Genomic DNA, 20,258 nt, shown 5'->3' with positions numbered 1-20,258 from the left:
CGCACGAGAATCACCAGCGGTAGTGGGCGAATGCCTTGTTGGACTCGGCCATCTTGTGGGTGTCCTCGCGGCGCTTGACCGCGGCACCGAGACCGTTCGACGCGTCGAGGATCTCGTTCATGAGGCGCTCGGTCATCGTCTTCTCGCGACGGGCCTTGGAGTAGCCCACGAGCCAGCGCAGGGCCAGCGCGGTGGAACGGCCCGGCTTGACCTCGACGGGCACCTGGTAGGTGGCACCGCCGACGCGGCGGGAGCGGACCTCGAGGGCCGGGCGGACGTTGTCCATGGCCTTCTTGAGGGTGGCCACCGGATCGGCACCGCCCTTGTCACGAGTACCCTCGAGGGCACCGTAGACGATGTGCTCGGCGGTGGACTTCTTGCCATCCACGAGCACCTTGTTGATCAGCTGGGTGACCAGCGGAGACCCGTAGACCGGATCGACGACGAGGGGGCGCTTCGGCGCAGGACCCTTACGTGGCATTACTTCTTCTCCTTCTTCGCGCCGTAGCGGCTGCGGGCCTGGCCGCGACCCTTGACACCCTGGGTGTCCAAAGCGCCGCGGACGATCTTGTAGCGGACGCCCGGGAGGTCCTTCACACGACCGCCGCGCACGAGCACGATGGAGTGCTCCTGCAGGTTGTGGCCCTCGCCCGGGATGTACGCGGTGACTTCGATGCCGCCGTTGAGGCGGACACGGGCCACCTTGCGCAGTGCGGAGTTCGGCTTCTTCGGGGTGGTGGTGTACACACGGGTGCACACGCCACGGCGCATGGGGTTCCCCTGCAGTGCAGGAGCCTTGGTCTTGACGACCTTCGGTGAGCGGCCCTTGCGGACCAGCTGCTGAATCGTAGGCACTCTTGGTCTCTCCGTTGTTCGGTTCCAGGTTGGCTGCACTCGCAGCTGTCCTGCTTCCAGCCCGGCGGGCGCACAGGACGGGCCCGCGTCAACCTGGACTGCTGATGGTCGTTTCTTCGCACCCGGGGGGTTCGGCGAGAACGACCGCAGGCGTGCAAAAGTGTGGCATTCGTTGCGCAAGAACCCCGCAACCCGGACTGTGTCCCTATTGCCACACAAAAACAATTGAGACCAGCCTACCACCCCGTGGGGGCGACGATGAAACCGAGGCAGGGCAGGAGACGGAAACGGGGTGTAGGGGGGTGGAGCGTCGGGGTTGGAGCGCGGGGTTGGAGCGCGGGGTTGGAGCGCGGGGGTTGGGTACTAGGGATTGGGGAGTAGGGGTTGGGGAGTAGGGGTTGGGCGGGGTGGCGAAGTAGCTGGCTCGTCGGGGCTAACCCCGGGGCGCCGGGTGGTTGCGGAATACCCGCAGTGCCTTCAGCTCGGCCGCGCGGAGAGAGAACTCACGCCGCAGGTCGCGGTCTGCGGGGTAGGAGAAGGGGCGCACGACCCGCCCGGCCCGCTTCGCCTGCCGGATGCGCTGCCGCTGGGCGTCAGTGGCGTACTGCTTCACCAAGGAGAGCGGGACGGTGGTGATGAGCGCAGGTCCGGTCGTGGTCACCCGCGCCTTGTCGAGCCCCTTGTCGAGCCCCTCGCCCCGCCTGGCGTCCAATCGCAGGTCCGACCGCACGTCCGACGCCAGATACTCCTCCACGAGGTATGGGGCAGGGTTCGACCCGGCGGCCGTGAGGTAGTAGTGGTTCCGGCCAAGCCGCGGATTCATCTCCAGGAACTGGGCCACGCCGGTGCGGGGGTCGATCTTCGTGTCGAACATCGCGAAACCATGCCAGTCGAGTGCCTCCATCAGGGTGATCCCCTGGTCCGCGATCTCCGGGTGCGCGGAGGCCAGCACCGCTCGCGCGTTACCCTCCAGGCCGGGGGCATGGTCCTCGACGATAACCTCTCCGTAGGACACGAGCCGAGTGGAACCGGCGCGGTCACGGAAGAACGTGGCGATACCCAGCTGGGAGTCCGGCCCGGGCACCATCTCCTGGACGATCAGGGCTCCTCGATAGCCGGCCGCACTGGCCTTGCCGAGGAGGGCCTCCACCTCGGCGGCTCCCCCTCCCCCGGTGCCTGCTTGGGGTTCAGTGTCGGTGGATGCGTCGGTGCCTGCGGTGCCTGCGGTGCCTGCGGTGCCTGCGGTGCCTGCGGTGCCTGCGGTGCCCTCGATGATGTGCACCTTGCGCCGGCCCTCGAAGCGGATGTCCGCCCATGCCCCGCCGTCGCCGGCCTTGAGGATCACGGGATACGTCAGGCCCAGCCCGGCGGCGAACCGGCGCGCGGCCTCAGGGGTGTGGGAGCCGGCGTCGTAGGTGGCGGTCTTCGGGTACGGCACCCCGTACCGCTCGCACAGCGCGTAGAAGTTCTCTTTGAGGGCGGCCGTGTCCAGGGCCTCCTCATCCGGATAGGGAACGGTGTAGCCGGCGGCCTCGAGGGCCTCGCGATGACGCACGGCGAAGCGCACGAGGTGGTCATAGCTCGCCAGCAGCAGGAGCGGGCGGCGTGGTTCGCCGCGCAATCGTCCGGCGACCCGCACGAGGGCGTCGATGACGGGCTGCTCCTCGGTCATGGGCCCGGCCGGGAACGCCTCCAGGATGGCGGAGTGCTTCAGGTTGCGGTTCATGGACGTCGGGACCACCGCGGAGATCACGCCATACGCCTCATGGAACTCCCGGGCCAGGGAGTACGCCCCCACGTCGCCCCCGGTGATCACCGGCACAAAGGGCTGCCCCGCGGGAATGACTGATGGGTTGGCCGAGGAGGTGGCGGGGTCTTCCATGGCTTCGATGCTACCGGGGGCTAGGGTGGGGGTCGTGCCAGATCTAGCTTCCCCGTTCGGTTCCCCCACCCCCTCCGGCCAGGACTCCCGGCCCCTGACCGTCCGGCGGATCACCCGAGCAGACCATGGGCGCTTCCTGGCGGAGCACCCCAGCGCCTCCTTCCTCCAGAACCCGCAGTGGCCAGGGGTGAAGATCGACTGGCGGGGTGACTCCTTGGGCTTCTTCGACGGCCAGACCCTCAAGGCCACGGCCTTGGTGCTGTTCCGCCGACTACCCGTCCCGCTGCCGGTGCTGAAGAAGCGCTCCCTCGCCTACATCGCCGAGGGGCCCGTGTTCGACCCTGCGGCCGTCCAGTTGGAGTCTGTCCTGGTCCCGCTGGTGCAGTACCTCAAGTCCCGGGGCGCGTTCCTCGTCCGGGTGGGCCTGCCGGGCGTCGTGAACCGCTGGGACGGTTCCGAGGTCCGCAAGGCGCTGGCCGCCGGCACGCACCGTACGGTCACCGACCTCACGCCCCTCCACACCGACCCCGCCGCCGAGCACGTTCGTTCCCGCCTCCTGGCCCTGGGATGGCAGGCTCCGTCCAAGTCGGAGGAGTTCGAGGCCGGGCAGCCCCAGTTCCAGGCACGCATCCCGCTGCAACCGGAACTGGACATCGCATCCGACGGCACCCGCGCTGAGCCCAACAAGAACGGTGAGTCCCCCGCCCTGGAGGCGGCCCTGAACCGGATGGACTCGACGTCCCGGCGGCAGACCCGCAAGTCGACCCGCTCCGAACTCACGGTTTCCGTGGGCACGGTGGAGGATCTGCCGGCGTGGCAGGCCCTCTACGAGGAGACTGCGGCGCGTGACGGTTTCACCGGGCGACCGCTCGCCTACTTCCAACGCATGTTCACCGAGTTGAACACCGCGGGCTCTCGTGGCTCCGGTGGCTCCGGTGGCTCCGAGGCCAGTGCAGTGGACACCGCAGTGGACACCGAGTGCACCCTGTACCTGGCCCACTTCGGCGAGCAACTGCTGGCCGCCGCCATCTACGTCCGCCAGGGCCAGTTCGGGTGGTACGTCTACGGGGCCTCATCGTCAGAGGAACGCAAGCGCTACGCCCCACGGGCCCTGCAACTGCGACAGATCCAGGACTCTCTCGCCGCCGGGTGTACCTGGTACGACCTCGGCGGGATGAGCCCCTCACTGGACCCGGAGTACGAGCTGGCCGGGCTGACCCGGTTCAAGACGACCATGGGGGCCGACGTGGTCCAGACCCTCGGCGAGTGGGACTACCCCGTCAACCGGGTGCTGGCCCGCGGCTTCAATCTGTACATGTCCCGCAGGGGCTAGCCTCCCGGTCAGTGCCCGAACTCGTCCGCGTCCTGGCGGGTCTCCGACGGGACGCCGGCATCGAGCGCACCGACGGCCGCGAGGTCGTCGGCCGTGAGCTCGAAGGAGAACACGTCCAGGTTCTCCCGTTGCCGCTGCGGGTCGGCCGACTTCGGGACGGCGATCCGCCCCTGCTGCACGTGCCAGCGCAGCACCACCTGCGCTGGCGTCCGCCCCAGCCGTGCGGCGATCAAGCTGATCTCCGGGCGGTCGAGCAGCTCACTCCCCCGCCCGATCGGGGTGTAGGCCGCCGTCAGGACACCGGCCGCGGTGTTGGCCTCCTGCACGTCCGGCTGGGCATCGGTCGGCTGGCAATGGATCTGATTGACGCTCGGCACCAGTCCCGCCTCCAGCACCCGCCGCAGGTGTGCGGGCTTGAAATTGGAGACGCCCCAGGACCGGATGAGACCGGACTCCGTCAGCTCGGCAAGTGATTCGCACGCCTGCACATAGCGGTCCAGACCCGGGTTCGGCCAGTGCACCAGGTACAGATCGAAGTAGTCCAGCCCGGCCCGCTCGAGCCCGGCCTCGAGGCCGGCGCGCACCGTGTCCACGGGCCCATGCCACTCCCGGTTGAACTTGGACGTCACGAAGACCTCGTCCCTGCTGATCCCGGAGCCGACGACGGCCCTCCCCACCGCGTCCTCGTTCCGGTAGTTCTCGGCCGTGTCCACGTGCCGGTACCCGGCCTCCAGCGCGCTCGTCACCGCCTCGCTGCACTCGACGCCCGTCAACGGCCAGGTGCCGAGCCCGATCAGGGGGATCTGGACAGCCGCGCGGGCGTTGCCGTAGTTGCTGCGTGTGCCGCTGTTGTTGCTGTTGCTGCCGACCCCGGTGCCGGTGCCGGAAAGCTGAGCGAATCTCTGGGTGACCATGACACCCAGCCTGTCACGCCGGCGTCGGGAAGATCCACCGGCCCTTAACGCACAGAGTGACCTGCCCCCGTCACTGAGGACGGAGGCAGATCACTCTGGTTCGGTGCTGGCCGGTGCCGCATACCTCAGTGAGGTACAGCGGCACCGGCCGAGCTGAGCCCTCACAGGGGCTCAGCCGTGTCAGCCGCGGAAGTCGCCGCCCATACCGTAGTCGTCCAGCGAGATCGCGTGGAACTCCGGCGTGGCCGAGGAGTCCAGGCCCGGGTAGTCGAAGTCCGCGAAGCCGGCCGGCCCGGTGAACAGGTTGGCCTTGGCCTCCTCGGTGGGCTCGACGTTGACCTTGGTGTATCGATCCAGACCGGTGCCGGCCGGGATCAGCTTGCCGATGATCACGTTCTCCTTCAGGCCCAGCAGCGGATCCGACTTGCCCTCCATGGCCGCCTGCGTCAGGACGCGGGTGGTCTCCTGGAAGGACGCGGCGGACAGCCACGAGTCGGTGGCGAGCGAGGCCTTGGTGATGCCCATGAGCTCGTCACGACCGGAGGCCGGCTGGCGACCCTCCGCCACGGCCTTGCGGTTCGCGGCGGTGAAGCGGGAGCGGTCCGTCAGCTCGCCCGGCAACAGGTCGGTCTCGCCCGACTCGATGACGGTGATGCGGCGCAGCATCTGGCGGACGATGACCTCCACGTGCTTGTCGTGGATGCCCACACCCTGGGACTGGTAGACGTCCTGGACTTCCTGGACCAGGAACTTCTGGGCGGCCCGGGGACCGAGCACACGCAGCACCTGCTTCGGATCCACGGCACCGGCGACCAACTGGGTGCCGACGCCCACGTGCTCGCCATCGGACACCAGCAGACGCGCACGGCGCAGCACCGGGTAGGCGATCTCCTCAGAGCCGTCGTCCGGGGTGAGCACCAGCCGCAGCTGCTTCTCGCCGTCCTCGATGACCACACGGCCGGCGACCTCGGAGATCGGGGCCACACCCTTGGGGGTACGGGCCTCGAAGAGCTCTTGAATACGCGGCAGACCCTGGGTGATGTCGTCTGCGGAGGCGACACCACCGGTGTGGAAGGTACGCATGGTGAGCTGGGTTCCCGGCTCACCGATGGACTGGGCGGCGATGATGCCCACGGCCTCACCGATGTCCACGAGCTGACCCGTGGCCATGGAGCGGCCGTAGCACTTCGCGCAGGTCCCGACGGCGGACTCACAGGTGAGCACGGAGCGCACCTTGATCTCGGTGATGCCGGCGGCGATGTACGCGTCGATGGCGACGTCGCCGATGGCCTCACCCGACTGGCCCAGGACGGTGCCGTCCTCGGAGGTGACATCGACCGCGAGGGAACGGGCGAACGAGGAGTTCTCCACGGTCTCGTGGCGCACCAGTTCACCGTCGACGTTCGGCACGCCGATGATCTCGGTCAGGCCGCGCTCGGTGCCGCAGTCCTCTTCGCGGACGATGACGTCCTGGGACACGTCCACCAGTCGACGGGTCAGGTAACCCGAGTTGGCGGTCTTCAGCGCCGTATCCGCGAGGCCCTTACGGGCACCGTGGGTGGCGATGAAGTACTCGAGCACGGACAGGCCCTCTCTGTAGGAGGACTTGATCGGACGCGGGATGATCTCGCCCTGCGGGTTGGCCACGAGGCCACGGATGCCGGCGATCTGCCGGACCTGCAGCCAGTTACCACGAGCACCGGAGGTCACCATGCGGTTGATGGTGTTGAGCTTCGGCAGCCCGTCCTTCATGGCCGCGGCAACCTCGTCGGTGGCCTTGTTCCAGATGTCGATCAGCTCGGAACGGCGCTCCTCGTCAGCGATCAGACCCTTCTCGTACTGGGCCTGGACCTTGAGGGCCTGGTCCTCGTACCCGGCCATGATGGACGCCTTGTCGAAGTCCGAGGTGATGTCCGAGATGGCCACGGTGACGCCCGACCAGGTGCCCCAGTGGAAGCCGGCATCCTTGAGGTTGTCCAGCGTCTGGGCGGTCTGCACCATGGGGTACCGCTCGGCCAGGTCGTTGACCAGTGCGCCGAGGGTGCCCTTGGTCGCCTGCGTGGACAGCCACGGGTAGTCGACCGGGAGCAGCTCGTTGAACAGCACCACGCCCAGGGTCGTGTCCAGCACGGCCGGGGTGCCCTCTTCCCAGCCCTCCGGGGCCGGGCTCTGGGCGGACGGGATGAAGCCGTCCACGGTGATCTTGGCCGGGGCGTTCAGGTGCAGCTGACCGGCGTCGAAGGCCATGATGGCCTCGGCGACCGACGAGTACTCCGATCCGGCACCGGCCTCGTCCTCACGCACGGTGGTGAGGTGGTTGAGACCGATGATCATATCCTGGGCCGGCACGGCCACGGCGCGGCCGTCCGAGGGCTTCAGGATGTTGTGGGAGGACAGCATCAGCAGGCGCGACTCGGCCTGTGCCTCGGGGCTCAGCGGCAGGTGCACTGCCATCTGGTCACCGTCGAAGTCGGCGTTGAAGGCGCCACAGACCAACGGGTGCAGCTGCAGTGCCTTGCCCTCCACCAGCATCGGCTCGAAGGCCTGGATTCCGAGGCGGTGCAGGGTGGGTGCACGGTTCAGCAGCACCGGGTGCTCGGTGATGACCTCCTCCAGCACGTCCCACACCTGCGGGCGGAAGCGCTCCACCATCCGCTTGGCGGACTTGATGTTCTGGGCGTGGTTGAGGTCCACCAGGCGCTTCATCACGAAGGGCTTGAAGAGCTCCAGCGCCATCTGCTTCGGCAGGCCGCACTGGTGCAGCTTGAGCTGCGGGCCCACGACGATCACGGAACGGCCGGAGTAGTCCACGCGCTTGCCGAGCAGGTTCTGGCGGAAGCGCCCCTGCTTGCCCTTGAGCATGTCGGAAAGCGACTTCAACGGACGGTTGCCCGGCCCGGTGACCGGACGGCCGCGACGGCCGTTGTCGAACAGCGAGTCCACAGCCTCCTGGAGCATGCGCTTCTCGTTGTTCACGATGATCTCGGGGGCACCGAGATCCAGCAGACGCTTCAGACGGTTGTTGCGGTTGATCACGCGGCGGTACAGGTCGTTCAGGTCGGAGGTCGCGAAGCGGCCACCGTCCAGCTGCACCATCGGGCGCAGCTCCGGCGGGATCACCGGGACGGCGTCCAGGACCATGCCCAGCGGGGAGTTGTCCGTGGTGAGGAACGCGTTGACGACTTTCAGGCGCTTCAGGGCACGCGTCTTGCGCTGGCCCTTGCCGGTCTTGATGACCTCACGCAGGAACTCGGCCTCAGCCTCGAGGTCGAAGGTCTCCAGACGCTTCTTGATGGACTCGGCGCCCATGGAGCCCTCGAAGTACTGTCCGTACTTGTCACGCATCGCACGGAACAGGCCCTCGTCGCCCTCGAGGTCCGCGACCTTGAGGTTCTTGAACCGGTCCCAGATCTTCTCCATCCGGTCGAGCTCGGCGTCGGCCCGCTTGCGGATCTGCGCCATGGTCTTGTCCGCGGAGTCACGGGCCTTCTTCTTCTCGGCGGCCTTGGCCCCCTCGGACTCGAGCTTGGCGAGGTCCTTCTCGAGGTCACCGGCGACGGCAGCGATGTCGGAGTCGCGGGTGTCCGTCAGGTGACGGGTCTCCTGGTCATGCTCGGCCTGCAGGTTCGGCAGGTCGGCGTGGCGTGCCTCGTCGTCCACCGAAGTGATCATGTACGCCGCGAAGTAGATGATCTTCTCGAGATCCTTCGGGGCGAGATCCAGCAGGTAGCCCAGACGGGAGGGCACACCCTTGAAGTACCAGATGTGGGTGACCGGGGCGGCCAGCTCAATGTGGCCCATCCGGTCGCGACGCACCTTGGAACGGGTCACCTCGACGCCGCAGCGCTCACAGATGATGCCCTTGAAGCGCACGCGCTTGTACTTGCCGCAGTAGCACTCCCAGTCCCGGGTGGGGCCGAAGATCTTCTCGCAGAAGAGTCCGTCCTTCTCGGGCTTCAGGGTGCGGTAGTTGATGGTTTCGGGCTTCTTGACCTCGCCGTAGGACCAATTGCGGATCTCGTCCGCGGTCGCGAGGCCAATGCGCATGTGGCCAAATGATGAGTTGTCGTTGGACATGGTCCGTTGAACTCCTGATTCGTAACGTTGATGAAGTCTGGGGTGGGACGGGGAACGGGTGTTGCTCAGACCTCTTCAACCGAGCTGGGCTCGTTGTGGGACAGGTCGATGCCCAGTTCCTCGGCGGCCCGGAAGACTTCATCCTCCGAGTCACGCATTTCAATCGCGGTGCCGTCGGCGGAGAGGACCTCCACGTTCAGGCACAGCGACTGCATTTCCTTGATGAGGACCTTGAAGGACTCGGGAACGCCCGGCTCCGGGATGTTCTCGCCCTTCACGATGGCCTCGTAGACCTTCACACGACCGTGGATGTCATCCGACTTGATGGTCAGCAGCTCCTGCAGGGTGTAGGCGGCGCCGTACGCCTCCAGGGCCCAGACCTCCATCTCACCGAAGCGCTGGCCACCGAACTGTGCCTTACCACCCAGCGGCTGCTGCGTGATCATGGAGTACGGACCGGTGGAGCGCGCGTGGATCTTGTCATCCACCAGGTGGTGCAGCTTCAGCATGTACATGTAGCCCACGGAGACCGCGTCCGGGAACGGCTCGCCGGAGCGGCCGTCGAACAGGGTGGCCTTGCCGTTGGTGCCCATCAGGCGGTCGCCGTCACGGGTGACGTTGACGTGGCCGAGCAGACCCTCGATCTCGTGGGCCTCAGCGCCGTCGAACACCGGGGTGGCGACATTGACCGGACCGGAGGACCGCGGGAAGTTCGGCAGGTCCTTGATCCACTCCGGCTCGCCCTGGATGTCCCAGCCGCGGGAGGCGGCCCAGCCCAGGTGCAACTCCATGACCTGACCCAGGTTCATGCGGCCCGGAACGCCCAGCGGGTTCAGGATGATGTCCACTGGGGTGCCGTCCTCGAGGAACGGCATGTCCTCCATCGGCAGGATCTTGGAGATGACGCCCTTGTTGCCGTGGCGGCCGGCCATCTTGTCACCGTCGGTGATCTTGCGCTTCTGGGCCACGTACACGCGGACCAGCTGGTTCACGCCCGGGGGCAGGTCGTCGTCCTCGTCGCGATCGAAGATGCGGACGCCGATGACGGTGCCGGATTCGCCGTGGGGCACCTTCAGGGAGGTGTCACGCACTTCGCGGGACTTCTCGCCGAAGATGGCGCGCAGCAGGCGCTCCTCCGGGGTCAGCTCGGTCTCGCCCTTCGGGGTCACGCGGCCGACCAGGATGTCCCCGGCCTCGACCTCGGCGCCGATGTGGATGATGCCGCGCTCGTCGAGCTGCGCCAGGACCTCGTCGGAGACGTTCGGGATGTCCCGGGTGACCTCTTCCGCGCCCAGCTTGGTGTCGCGGGCGTCGACCTCGTGCTCCTCGATGTGGATCGAGGTGAGCACGTCATCGGAGACCATGCGCTGGGACAGGATGATGGCGTCCTCGTAGTTCAGGCCCTCCCAGGGCATGAACGCGACGAGGAGGTTCTTGCCGAGCGCCAGCTCACCGTGGTCCGTGGCGGGACCGTCGGCGATGATGGACAGCTTCTCCACGCGGTCGCCCTCGGTGACCCGGACACGCTGGTTGTAGGCGTTGCCCTGGTTGGAGCGGGCGAACTTCATGATCGGGTAGTGGCGCATCGTGCCGTCGTCATTCATGACGGTCACCATGTCCGCTGCCACCTCGGTAACGACGCCGGGGGCGTCGGCCGTGATGGAGTCGCCGGCGTCGACGGCGATGTACTTCTCCATGCCGGTGCCCACCAGGGGCGCCTCGGCCTGGAGCAGCGGCACGGCCTGGCGCTGCATGTTCGCTCCCATGAGGGCGCGGTTGGCGTCGTCATGCTCGAGGAACGGGATCAACGCCGTGGCGGCGGAGACCATCTGGCGCGGGGAGACGTCCATGTAGTCGATGTCGTCCACGGTCGACAGCACCGGCTCGCCACCGCCGCCGCGCTGGCGGCAGAGCACGAGGTCCTCGGCGAAGGAGCCGTCGTCGTTCAGCGGAGCGTTGGCCTGGGCGATCTGGGCTTCCAGCTCGTCATCGGCGGTGAGGTAGTCCACCTGCTTGGTGACGATCCCGTCCACGACCTTGCGGTACGGGGTCTCGATGAAGCCGAAGGGGTTGATGCGCCCGAACGTGGCCAGCGAGCCGATGAGGCCGATGTTCGGGCCTTCCGGGGTCTCGATGGGGCACATGCGGCCGTAGTGGGACGGGTGCACGTCACGGACTTCCATGCCGGCACGGTCACGGGACAGACCGCCCGGGCCGAGCGCGGACAGGCGCCGCTTGTGGGTCAGGCCCGCCAGCGGGTTGTTCTGGTCCATGAACTGGGACAGCTGGGACGTTCCGAAGAACTCCTTGATCGAGGCCACCACGGGGCGGATGTTGATCAGGGTCTGCGGGGTGATCGCCTCGACGTCCTGGGTGGTCATGCGCTCACGCACGACGCGCTCCATGCGGGACAGGCCGGTGCGGATCTGGTTCTCGATCAGCTCGCCCACGGCGCGGATGCGGCGGTTGCCGAAGTGGTCGATGTCGTCGACCTCAACGCGCACCTCGACGTCCTCGCCGGCGCGCTTGCCGGTGATCGTCTTCTCGTTGGCGTGCAGGGCCACGATGAAGTGGACCATCTGGACGATGTCGTCCTGGGTCAGCACGGAGGCGTGCGGATCGGACAGCGGCATGTCCACGCCCAGCTTGCGGTTGAGCTTGTAACGGCCCACCTTCGCCAGGTCATAGCGCTTCGGGGTGAAGTACAGGTTGTTCAGCAGGTTCTGCGCGGCGTCCACGGCGGCGGGCTCGCCCGGGCGGAGCTTGCGGTAGATGTCCAGCAGCGCCTCGTTCTGGCCCTCGGTGGGGTCCTTCTCGAGGGTGGCACGGATGGAGTCGTACTGGCCGAACTCCTCGAGGATGCGGGACTCGGACCAGCCCATGGCCTTGAGCAGCACGGTGACCGGCTGCTTGCGCTTGCGGTCGAGGCGGACGCCGACCTGGTCGCGCTTGTCGACCTCGAGCTCGAACCAGGCACCACGGGACGGGATGATCTTCGCGGTGAAGATGTCCTTGTCACTGGTCTTGTCCGGGGTGCGCTCGAAGTAGGCGCCGGGCGAGCGGACGAGCTGGGACACGACGACACGCTCGGTGCCGTTGATCACGAAGGTGCCCTTGTCCGTCATGAGCGGGAAGTCGCCCATGAACACCGTCTGCTGCTTGATCTCGCCGGTGTTGTTGTTCATGAACTCGGCCTTGACGTACAGCGGAGCGGCGTAGGTGGTGTCCCGCTCCTTGCACTCGTCGACCGGCATCTTCGGGTCAGAGAACTCGGGATCGGTGAAGGACAGGGACATGGTGCCCTGGAAGTCCTCGATCGGGGAGATCTCCTCGAAGATGTCGGCGAAGCCCGACGTGACAGCGACGGAGTCGTCGTTGATCTCGCGAGCGTGGGCCACCCGTTCGGCCCAGCGCTCGTTGCCCACGAGCCGGTCGAACGACTCGGTCTGCAGGGCCAGCAGGTCCGGGACCTCCAGCGGCTCGTGAATCTTCGCGAACGAGATTCGGCCGGCACTGGCGCCGGAGCGGGGCGAGACGCCCCCGGGGAAATTAGCGGTTTCGGTATTTGAGGTGCTCGAGGCGACCAAGAGGGATCCTTCCACAGACCGTCTTTACTTCCGTGCACTCCCCCACTGGTCCACAGCACCGGGGCCCACCGCTATTTGAAGGCCAGACCGAATGCCACACCGAAATGCCCCCGGACACGACCGGCGGCATGACAAAGTGGACTTCAGGGGAGACGTAAGGAACCATACTAACTTTCGGCACGCCCGAAGTCCAGTCAGTCTTGTTCCCGTTGCTGTGAATATGCTAGGAAACCGGCGTACGCGCCGAGCCCAGTCGCCGTCCCACCAACGGCCATGTCCCGACGCCGGCCGTCACCGCTCGCTGCAGGCCCGGCCCTAGCGGGCGTTCGACCCACCGGTGCAGCAGCCATGCGGCACCCAGGATCACGGCGAGGGCGACGGCCAGGACCACCTCGCGCGGCAGGTATGGCGAGAGTAGGAAGATCAGCCACCACCCCCACAGCTGGTGCAAGAGGTAGACCGGGTAGGTCAGCTGTCCGGCCAGGGTCATCCCCGGAACCCTGAGGGAAGCCAAGGGCGTCAGCACGATAAGCGCCACCAGGACGAACAGCCCGGCGACGATGGCCACGAAGGCCCAGAAGGGGTAGTCATAACCGGTGAGCTCGACCGTCTCGGCCTGCTGGACGCGAGCGGACCACAGGCTGCCGGCACCCGCGTTCAGTATGAACGCCGCCCACCGCAGGGGCGTGTGGCCGAATTTGAACAGCAGAAACAGGGCCATCCCGGCGGCGAAGAGGGCTGAGTACTGCGGGAAGAACACGTGCTCCACCCAGGCGATGGGCTGGCCGGCCGCATGCAGGCCGAAGTACAGCGCATTGCCGACGATCGGCCATGCGAACGCGAACACGAGGACCCGGCCCACCGTCATGCCGATCAGAGTGAAGCCGAGGATCCAGAGGTAGAACTTCATCTCCACCCACAGGGTCCAGTACACGCCGTCGATATGCCCGACGCCGAGTCCGCCCTGGAACATCGTCAGGTTCGCCAGGATGTCCACCGGCGACCGCTGGGTTCCCATCTCCGGCCAGAGGACGAAGGTCAGCGTGGCGGTGGCCAGCACCGCGACCCAATAGGCCGGATAGAGACGCCCCACCCGAGACCCGATGAACCTCGCCGGTGACTTCCCATAGGAGGAGAGCAGGATCACGAAGCCGGAGATGATGAAGAAGAGCTGGACGCCGAGCGCCCCGACGGAGCTGAACTGGCTCAACCACGGCCACGCCTCGGCGGCCGGTTCCCCATGGCGGCCCCAGTGGCCGTGATGCCAGGCGGTCCAGTGGAAGAGCACCACGGCGAGGGCTGCGACCAGGCGGAGCCCGTCCAGCAGGGCCAGGCGGGGACGGTGCCGACCGGCCGTCTGCTCCTTTGCCTGGTGATCGACCCGCTGATTCTTCTGCTGGTCTACCCCGATCCGTGGCAGTTCCGTCGTCGCGACCATGGGTCGGCCCCCTCCCTCACATACCGAGCCGCGCCGCGCTGTGGCCCCCGCCCCCGCGCGTCGGGCTCTGCTTGCATCCCGTCCTTGATGATTTCGTTACCTTACGAACCTCGTCTGGGCGGTCACTGGGAATCCGATGAGAACAGGACTGACCGGGCGACGGAACCCGGAGGTGCCGAACCTGGGTTAAAGCAGAACGGTCCCACCCTCCCCGCGTGAGCAGGTCGGATGGGACCGGACTGAAAGAGACGAACAGCGGCTCAGGCCGCCGTCATCACTTGAGCGTGACGGTGGCGCCGGCGCCCTCGAGGGTCTCCTTGGCCTTGTCGGCAGTCTCCTTGTTGACGCCCTCCAGGACGGCCTTCGGAGCGGAGTCGACGAGGTCCTTGGCTTCCTTCAGACCCAGCGAGGTCAGTGCGCGGACCTCCTTGATGACGCCGATCTTCTTGTCGCCAGCGGACTCGAGGACCACATCGAACTCGGTCTGCTCTTCCTCGGCCTCAGCGGCAGCGGCGGCCGGAGCGGCGCCGGCAGCGGCGACCGGAGCGGCAGCGGTCACCTCGAACTTCTCCTCGAAGGCCTTGACGAACTCGGACAGCTCGATGAGGGACAGCTCGGAGAAGGCCTCGAGCAGCTCTTCGGTGGACAGCTTAGCCATGGTGGGCTCCTTTACTTCCGTGTGATCACGGATGAGTTTTCACGGATGTGATGGTGTGGGGTTGGCCGCGAGAGCGACCGGGGGGGTGTTACTCGGCGACCTTCGCGCGCAGGGCATCCACGGTGCGGACTGCCTGCGAGAGGGGGGCCTGGAACAGGTAGGCAGCCTTGGTCAGGTTGCCCTTCATGGCACCTGCCAGCTTGGACAGCAGAACCTCGCGGGACTCAAGGTCCGCCAGCTTCTTCATGGCCGCCTCATCGAGGAACCGGCCCTCCATGTAGCCGCCCTTGACAACCAGGGCATCATGATTCTTGGCGAAGTCGCGCATGGCCTTGGCCGCGTCCACCGGATCACCGGAGACGAAGGCGATTGCGGACGGGCCGGTCATCTTGCCCTTGAAGGCATCGACGCCGGCCTGGTCGGCCGCGATCTCGGTCAGCGTGTTCTTCACCACGGCGTAGGTCGCATTCTCACCGAGTGCACGGCGGAGCTGCTTGAGCTCGGCCACGGTGAGACCACGGTACTCCGTCAAAACTGCTGCGGTGGAGGTGCGGAAGAGTTCCGCCAGCTCCGCCACAACAGCGTTCTTTTCAGACGTCGCCATGGCACTCCTTCCATTGCTGTGGGGCCGGTACCCCCGGACAATGAAAAACGCCCCGTGCAGGTGCACAGGGCGTGGCGTTGACATCACGGCGGACCTGGGTCCAGCCATCCTTCAAGCGTTGCTCGGTTTCACCTGCGCAGGTTGCCTCCATCGGGAGAGCTTTACGGACGGGCATCCAGAGGTTCGGGGAACATCCGGGCACCTGCCGACCGGCGGTCTTTGGTGCAACCGATCTTAGGCCGGACCCCGGCCATTCACCAAATCGGTGAGCCTCCAGTGAGAATCCGGCGAGAATCCCACAGAAGCCGGCAGGAGGCCGGCAGGAAGTCAGCACGTCGACCACCCCTCACCGGCGCACCGCCGACAGGACGGGGGCCGAGGAGGGAGACGTGGACGCCGGGCCGGTCGAGCCGCGGACCTGTAGCCCAGAAGCCAGCCGGAGCTGGTGCACGGTCCGCTCTCCCGCCATGCGGGCCAGCAACAGGTCCACGGCCGCGCGGCCGGCCTGCTCCACAGGAGCGTCCACACAGGTCAGACCCGAATGCACGAAGTCCGAGCCATAGGTATTGTCATAGCCGACCACGGAGACATCTCCCGGGACGTCCACACCGTTGGAGATCAGATGCCGGAGGATGCCGACGGCCAGCTGATCGTTGTAGCCGATGATGGCGGTCGGTTTCCGCGCCCAGGCCAAGGCGGCCGCGGCGGCCCCCTGGCCGATCAGCGGCTTGAACGGCCCCGTGGTGATCAGCTCGATCCCCAGAGCCTGGGCCACCTCGTCCTGGGCCTTCTGGCGCAGGACGTTGCTCCACGCATTGTGCGGCCCCGCGCAGTACACGATCTTCCGGTGGCCCAACGCATGCAGGTGCTCGATCAGATGCCGGCTGGAATCGGCATCCCCGGCCACCACCGAGCTGATCCCCGCCACCTCCCGGTTGAACAGCACCAGCGGCCGACGCCGTGCCATCTCCCGCAGCTCGGCATCAGAGGTCCAGCGGGCTGCGGCGACCACACCGTTCGCATCCCCGGTCAACCGTTCCAGGTGCGTCCGTTCCATGGTGGCGGATTCCTCGGCATCTCCCAGGGTCACAAGGTAGCCGGCCGAGCGCGCCTGACTGACGGCTCCTTTGAGCAGGTCGGCGAAGAAGGGGTTGGCCAGGTCCTGCACCAGGAGGTTCACCGCGCGGGACGAGGCCGCCGGGATCGCGGCTGCCCCACGCGGGGGCTCACGCCGGTATCCCAACCGGGCGGCCGCGTCCATGACCCGCTCCACGGTCTGGAAGTTCACCCGATCTGGCCGCGTGAACGCACGGGATGCCGTGGACGGGGCCACACCGGCCTCCCGGGCCACGTCCTCGAGGCGAATCCTCGCCGTAGCGGCGTCGTCCCGTTCAACATCCATGGTGTTGTCAACTTTTCGCGTCAGGTGGACAGTGCCGGCATGGTCTCATCCGGGGCGAATGCCACCGACTGGACATGCAGGATCTTTCCACCCTTTGCCGTGATCCGTCCAGCATGAGTTTATTCGCCGACCGCCTCGTAACGGGCCATAAGACAGGTGAGCCCTGTTCAGACCGCGTCACAGTCTTCTCATTTCCGCAATTTTTGGCAATCGACTGGCAATCACTTTCCGTTCATGCCATTCTTCTGTCCACCTCGAATGATGTGAGCGGCATCACCGCCTGCCGTGACTGCACATCACCGCACCCGTCTTATCCGTCTGAATCACCGAGTTATCCCCCAAGGAGCCGGACATGAAACAACGCACCCTGATGACTTCCGCGGCCACCCTGGCCGCCGCCGGACTGCTGCTGTCCGGTTGCGCCTCGAACTCCGGAGGCGGAGGCGAAGGCGAGGAGTTCCCCACCGAGGACATCCGCCTCGTCGTGCCGTGGGCCGCTGGCGGCTCCGGTGACCTCTCAGCCCGCACCCTGGCACCGCTGCTCGAGGACGAGCTGGGCGTCAGCGTCATCGTGGAGAACCGCCCCGGCGCGAACGGCTCCGTGGGCTACAACTGGCTCAAGGAGCAGGAGCCGGACGGCTACAACCTCTCCATGCTGGGCGCCGAGGTGGCCACCCTGCAGTTCATGGACTACGACATCAAGCCGGCCGACTACGCCTTCCTCGGCAAGATCCTCGAGGGCCCCGGCGCCATCGCCGTCAAGGCGGACAGCCCCTATGAGACCCTGCAGGACCTGATCGACGCCGCGAAGGCGGCCCCGGGAGAGATCACGTACTCGTCCCCCGGCGTCGGATCCGTGTGGGACAACCCGGCCCAGGGCTTCCAGGAGATGGCCGGCATCGAACTGACCAACGTCCCGTTCGACGGTTCCGCCCCGTCGATCGCCGCCGCCGCGGCCGGTGACGTGGACTTCTCCATCGACGCCATGGGCTCCCAGAAGGCCCAGGTGGACGGCGGCGAGCTGCGCTACCTGGCCGTCCTGGCGGAAGAGCGCGTCGAGGCCTTCCCGGACGTGCCCACCGCGGCCGAACAGGGCGTCGACCTGCAGAACGCCTCCTTCACCGGCCTGATGGCCCCCGCCGGAACTCCGGACGACGTCGTCCAGACCCTCTCGGACGCCATCGTGGCGGCCACGGAGGACGAGGACTACCAGTCCGTCATCGAGCAGTCCAACCTGGTGCCGGTCTCCGTCCCGGCCGGCGAGTTCACCGAGTTCATCCAGGCCGAGGAGGAGCGCTACGGCCCCTGGATCGACCTGGCGAAGTCCAAGCAGGGCTAGTCGTGTCCTCGCCTGACACCCCCGCTGGTTCCACAACCGGTTCGTCTGCCGGGACCGCGGAGCGTCCTGGTGATCATCCGGAGGACCTGGTCCTGCTGAAGAACCTGCCGTACCGGTTGCGGGAGCTGATTCCCGTGGCTGCGTCGCTGGGTCTGGGCATCACGGTCCTCGTCCTGGTCGGTGACATCACCGACCGGGGCGGGGACGCCATGGGTCCACGGTTCTGGCCGACCATGCTCGCCTGGGCCCTGATCGGGCTCGGCGTCCTCCTGGTATTCACCAACGTCCTGCGCGGGGTCCGCCCGTCGGACATCCCCGAGGACATGACCTGGACCGGGATAGGCCGGATGGCCGCGACCTTCGCCGTGCTGATCGGCTACCTGCTGCTGTTCAACGTCCTGCAGTTCTGGTTGATCACCCTGGTCGTCACCGTGGTGCTGCTCTTGCTCTACGGAATCCGGAACTGGAAGGTCCTCGTCTTCCTCCCGATCATCATCGGTGCCCTGCTGCACCTGCTGTTCATCGTCCTCCTGAAGGTGCCCCTGTGATCCCCGAACTCCTCGTCCAGCTGCCCTTGCCCCTCGCGGCGAACGCCGTCACCGACGGCATCGGCGTGGTCCTGCAGTGGGACACGCTGCTGTACATCGGCCTGGGCATGCTCGTGGGCATGCTGGTCGGTGCGTTCCCCGGCGTCACAGCCACCATGGCCGTGGCCCTGGCCTCCGGCTTCACCCTCACCATGGACCCCATCCAGGGCCTGGCCGTGCTGCTGACGATCTACGTGGCAGCTCAGTTCGGCGACCGGGTGCCGGCCATCCTCATCAACACGCCCGGCACCCCGGCCTCGATCGCGACGACCTTCGACGGCTATCCCCTGGCCAAACAGGGCAAGGCCGGCCTGGCCATGACCGCCTCCGCCTTCGGCTCCGCGTTCGGCATGATCATCGGCATCATCGTGCTCTCGCTGTTCGCCATTCCGCTGGCCGGCCTCGCCCGCCAGTTCGGGCCGCCGGAGCTGTTCGCCCTGGTGGTCTTCGGTCTGACGATGATGATCGGCGTCTCCTCCGGCCGTATCTTCAAGGGCCTGGTCGCCGGTGCCTTCGGCCTGCTGCTGGCCACGGTGGGACGTGACCCGATCACCGGTGATCAGCGTTTCACCCTGGGAATCCTGGAACTCAACGGCGGAGTCCCCTTCATCCCCGTGATCATCGGCCTGTTCGGTGTGGCCGAGGTCCTCAACCAGATGGTGACCCACCGACGCAACGCGATCCAGGACAAGCCGATCAGCCAGCTGGGCCAGTGGCTGCCGGATCGGGAGATGTTCCGCCGATTGGTGAAGCCCATGGGCATCGGCGCCGGCACCGGCTCCGTGGTGGGCCTGGTCCCTGCCGTCGGCGGAGACATCGCCGGCATCATCTCCTGGGACAACGCCAAGCGGTTCTCCCGGCGTAAGGAGGAGTTCGGCAAGGGTTCCATCGAAGGGCTCACCGCCGCGGACACCTCGTCCACCGCCACCCTCGGCGGCTCCGTGACCACCACCATGGCCCTGGGCGTGCCCGGCGACTCGGTGATGGCCGTCCTGATCGGCTCCATGATGATCTGGGGCATCCAACCCGGACCGGCCCTGTTCACCAATGACCCTTCGCTGGTCTACACCCTGGCGGCGATCCTGTTGGTGGCCACCGTGCTCTCCCTGGGACTGTCCCTGATCCGCATGAAGTCGATGGTGAAACTGCTGGAGCTGAAGAATCAGTACCTCTGGATCATCATCCTGGTGTTCTGCATGGTCGGCACCTACTCCATCAGCAACTCGGTCTTCGATGTCTTCGTCATGCTGATCATGGGACTGATCGGGCTGTTCATGCTCCGCTTCGGCTTCCCCGCCGGACCGGCCGTCCTCGGTCTGATCCTCGGCCCCCTCGCCGAATCCAACCTGCGCCGCACCCTGATCGGGGACGGCTGGGCCGGATTCTTCACCAGCCCCATCGCCCTGGTGCTGTTCGCCATCTCGGCCGCAGCACTCCTGCTGCCCCCGCTGCGCCAGATGCGCCTGCGCCGCAAGCATGCCCTCAAGGGCAAGGACGAGGGACTGTCCGTCCTGATCCCCTGACCGGGATCTCCACCACCAATCCCACCGGCCACACCACCAACTACGACGACGGCGCCCCC

General features: G+C 66.9%; 14 protein-coding genes. 4 read left to right on the top strand and 10 right to left on the bottom strand.

Annotated elements, in window-relative coordinates; genetic code table 11:
- Positions 1-10 precede the first annotated feature (10 nt).
- The 3 genes from rpsG to ABD134_RS12480 all read right to left on the bottom strand — a co-directional run bounded on the left by rpsG (position 11) and on the right by ABD134_RS12480 (position 2,737).
- Entirely contained in the window at positions 11-481 is a 471-nt protein-coding gene (rpsG, locus tag ABD134_RS12490; protein ID WP_115931898.1) for a 30S ribosomal protein S7, read from the bottom strand.
- The gene (gene rpsL / locus ABD134_RS12485) at positions 481-855 is read right to left on the bottom strand and encodes a 30S ribosomal protein S12 (RefSeq protein ID WP_091692838.1); all 375 of its coding nucleotides are present in this window, start codon (positions 853-855) and stop codon (positions 481-483) included. Before rpsL ends, rpsG begins: the two co-directional genes overlap by 1 nt.
- 433 nt (positions 856-1,288) lie before the next feature.
- Positions 1,289-2,737, bottom strand: a complete 1,449-nt coding sequence (locus ABD134_RS12480; RefSeq protein WP_344229910.1) for a carboxylate--amine ligase — start codon at positions 2,735-2,737, stop codon at positions 1,289-1,291.
- A 34-nt stretch (positions 2,738-2,771) separates the two neighbouring features.
- Here ABD134_RS12480 and ABD134_RS12475 point away from each other — a divergent pair, with 34 nt between their 5' ends.
- Positions 2,772-4,070, top strand: a complete 1,299-nt coding sequence (locus ABD134_RS12475; RefSeq protein ID WP_344229908.1) for a lipid II:glycine glycyltransferase FemX — start codon at positions 2,772-2,774, stop codon at positions 4,068-4,070.
- 8 nt (positions 4,071-4,078) lie between these two features.
- On the opposite strand, the gene ABD134_RS12470 is transcribed toward ABD134_RS12475, so the two are convergent.
- The 7 genes from ABD134_RS12470 to ABD134_RS12440 form a co-directional block, all read right to left on the bottom strand.
- Positions 4,079-4,984, bottom strand: coding sequence for an aldo/keto reductase (locus ABD134_RS12470; protein WP_344229906.1), 906 nt, complete (start codon positions 4,982-4,984; stop codon positions 4,079-4,081).
- A 180-nt stretch (positions 4,985-5,164) separates the two neighbouring features.
- Positions 5,165-9,061, bottom strand: a complete 3,897-nt coding sequence (locus ABD134_RS12465) for a DNA-directed RNA polymerase subunit beta' (protein WP_344229904.1) — start codon at positions 9,059-9,061, stop codon at positions 5,165-5,167.
- Positions 9,062-9,126: 65 nt separating this feature from the next.
- A complete protein-coding gene (rpoB, locus tag ABD134_RS12460; RefSeq protein ID WP_344229902.1) occupies positions 9,127-12,648 on the bottom strand; it encodes a DNA-directed RNA polymerase subunit beta in 3,522 nt (1,173 codons plus the stop codon).
- A 223-nt stretch (positions 12,649-12,871) separates the two neighbouring features.
- Positions 12,872-14,086, bottom strand: a complete 1,215-nt coding sequence (locus ABD134_RS12455; protein WP_344229900.1) for an acyltransferase family protein — start codon at positions 14,084-14,086, stop codon at positions 12,872-12,874.
- A gap of 274 nt (positions 14,087-14,360) precedes the next feature.
- Positions 14,361-14,744 (bottom strand): 50S ribosomal protein L7/L12, encoded by a 384-nt coding sequence (gene rplL, locus ABD134_RS12450; RefSeq protein WP_344229898.1) that lies wholly within the window; start codon positions 14,742-14,744, stop codon positions 14,361-14,363.
- Between the two features lie 88 nt (positions 14,745-14,832).
- Positions 14,833-15,348, bottom strand: a complete 516-nt coding sequence (gene rplJ, locus ABD134_RS12445; protein ID WP_344229896.1) for a 50S ribosomal protein L10 — start codon at positions 15,346-15,348, stop codon at positions 14,833-14,835.
- A gap of 346 nt (positions 15,349-15,694) precedes the next feature.
- Entirely contained in the window at positions 15,695-16,750 is a 1,056-nt protein-coding gene (locus ABD134_RS12440) for a LacI family DNA-binding transcriptional regulator (RefSeq protein ID WP_344229894.1), read from the bottom strand.
- 352 nt (positions 16,751-17,102) lie between these two features.
- On the opposite strand from ABD134_RS12440, the gene ABD134_RS12435 reads away from it, so the two are divergent.
- The 3 genes from ABD134_RS12435 to ABD134_RS12425 are packed head-to-tail and all read left to right on the top strand — an operon-like array spanning position 17,103 to position 20,199.
- The gene (locus ABD134_RS12435) at positions 17,103-18,089 is read left to right on the top strand and encodes a tripartite tricarboxylate transporter substrate binding protein (RefSeq protein ID WP_344229892.1); all 987 of its coding nucleotides are present in this window, start codon (positions 17,103-17,105) and stop codon (positions 18,087-18,089) included.
- Between the two features lie 2 nt (positions 18,090-18,091).
- A complete protein-coding gene (locus ABD134_RS12430; RefSeq protein ID WP_344229890.1) occupies positions 18,092-18,637 on the top strand; it encodes a tripartite tricarboxylate transporter TctB family protein in 546 nt (181 codons plus the stop codon).
- A complete protein-coding gene (locus tag ABD134_RS12425; protein WP_344229888.1) occupies positions 18,634-20,199 on the top strand; it encodes a tripartite tricarboxylate transporter permease in 1,566 nt (521 codons plus the stop codon). Before ABD134_RS12430 ends, ABD134_RS12425 begins: the two co-directional genes overlap by 4 nt.
- Positions 20,200-20,258: the final 59 nt, after the last annotated feature.

It is taken from the genome of Citricoccus alkalitolerans, assembly GCF_039528175.1.
Taxonomy (GTDB): domain Bacteria; phylum Actinomycetota; class Actinomycetes; order Actinomycetales; family Micrococcaceae; genus Citricoccus; species Citricoccus alkalitolerans.
This window is presented reverse-complemented; position numbering and strand designations above follow the sequence as displayed.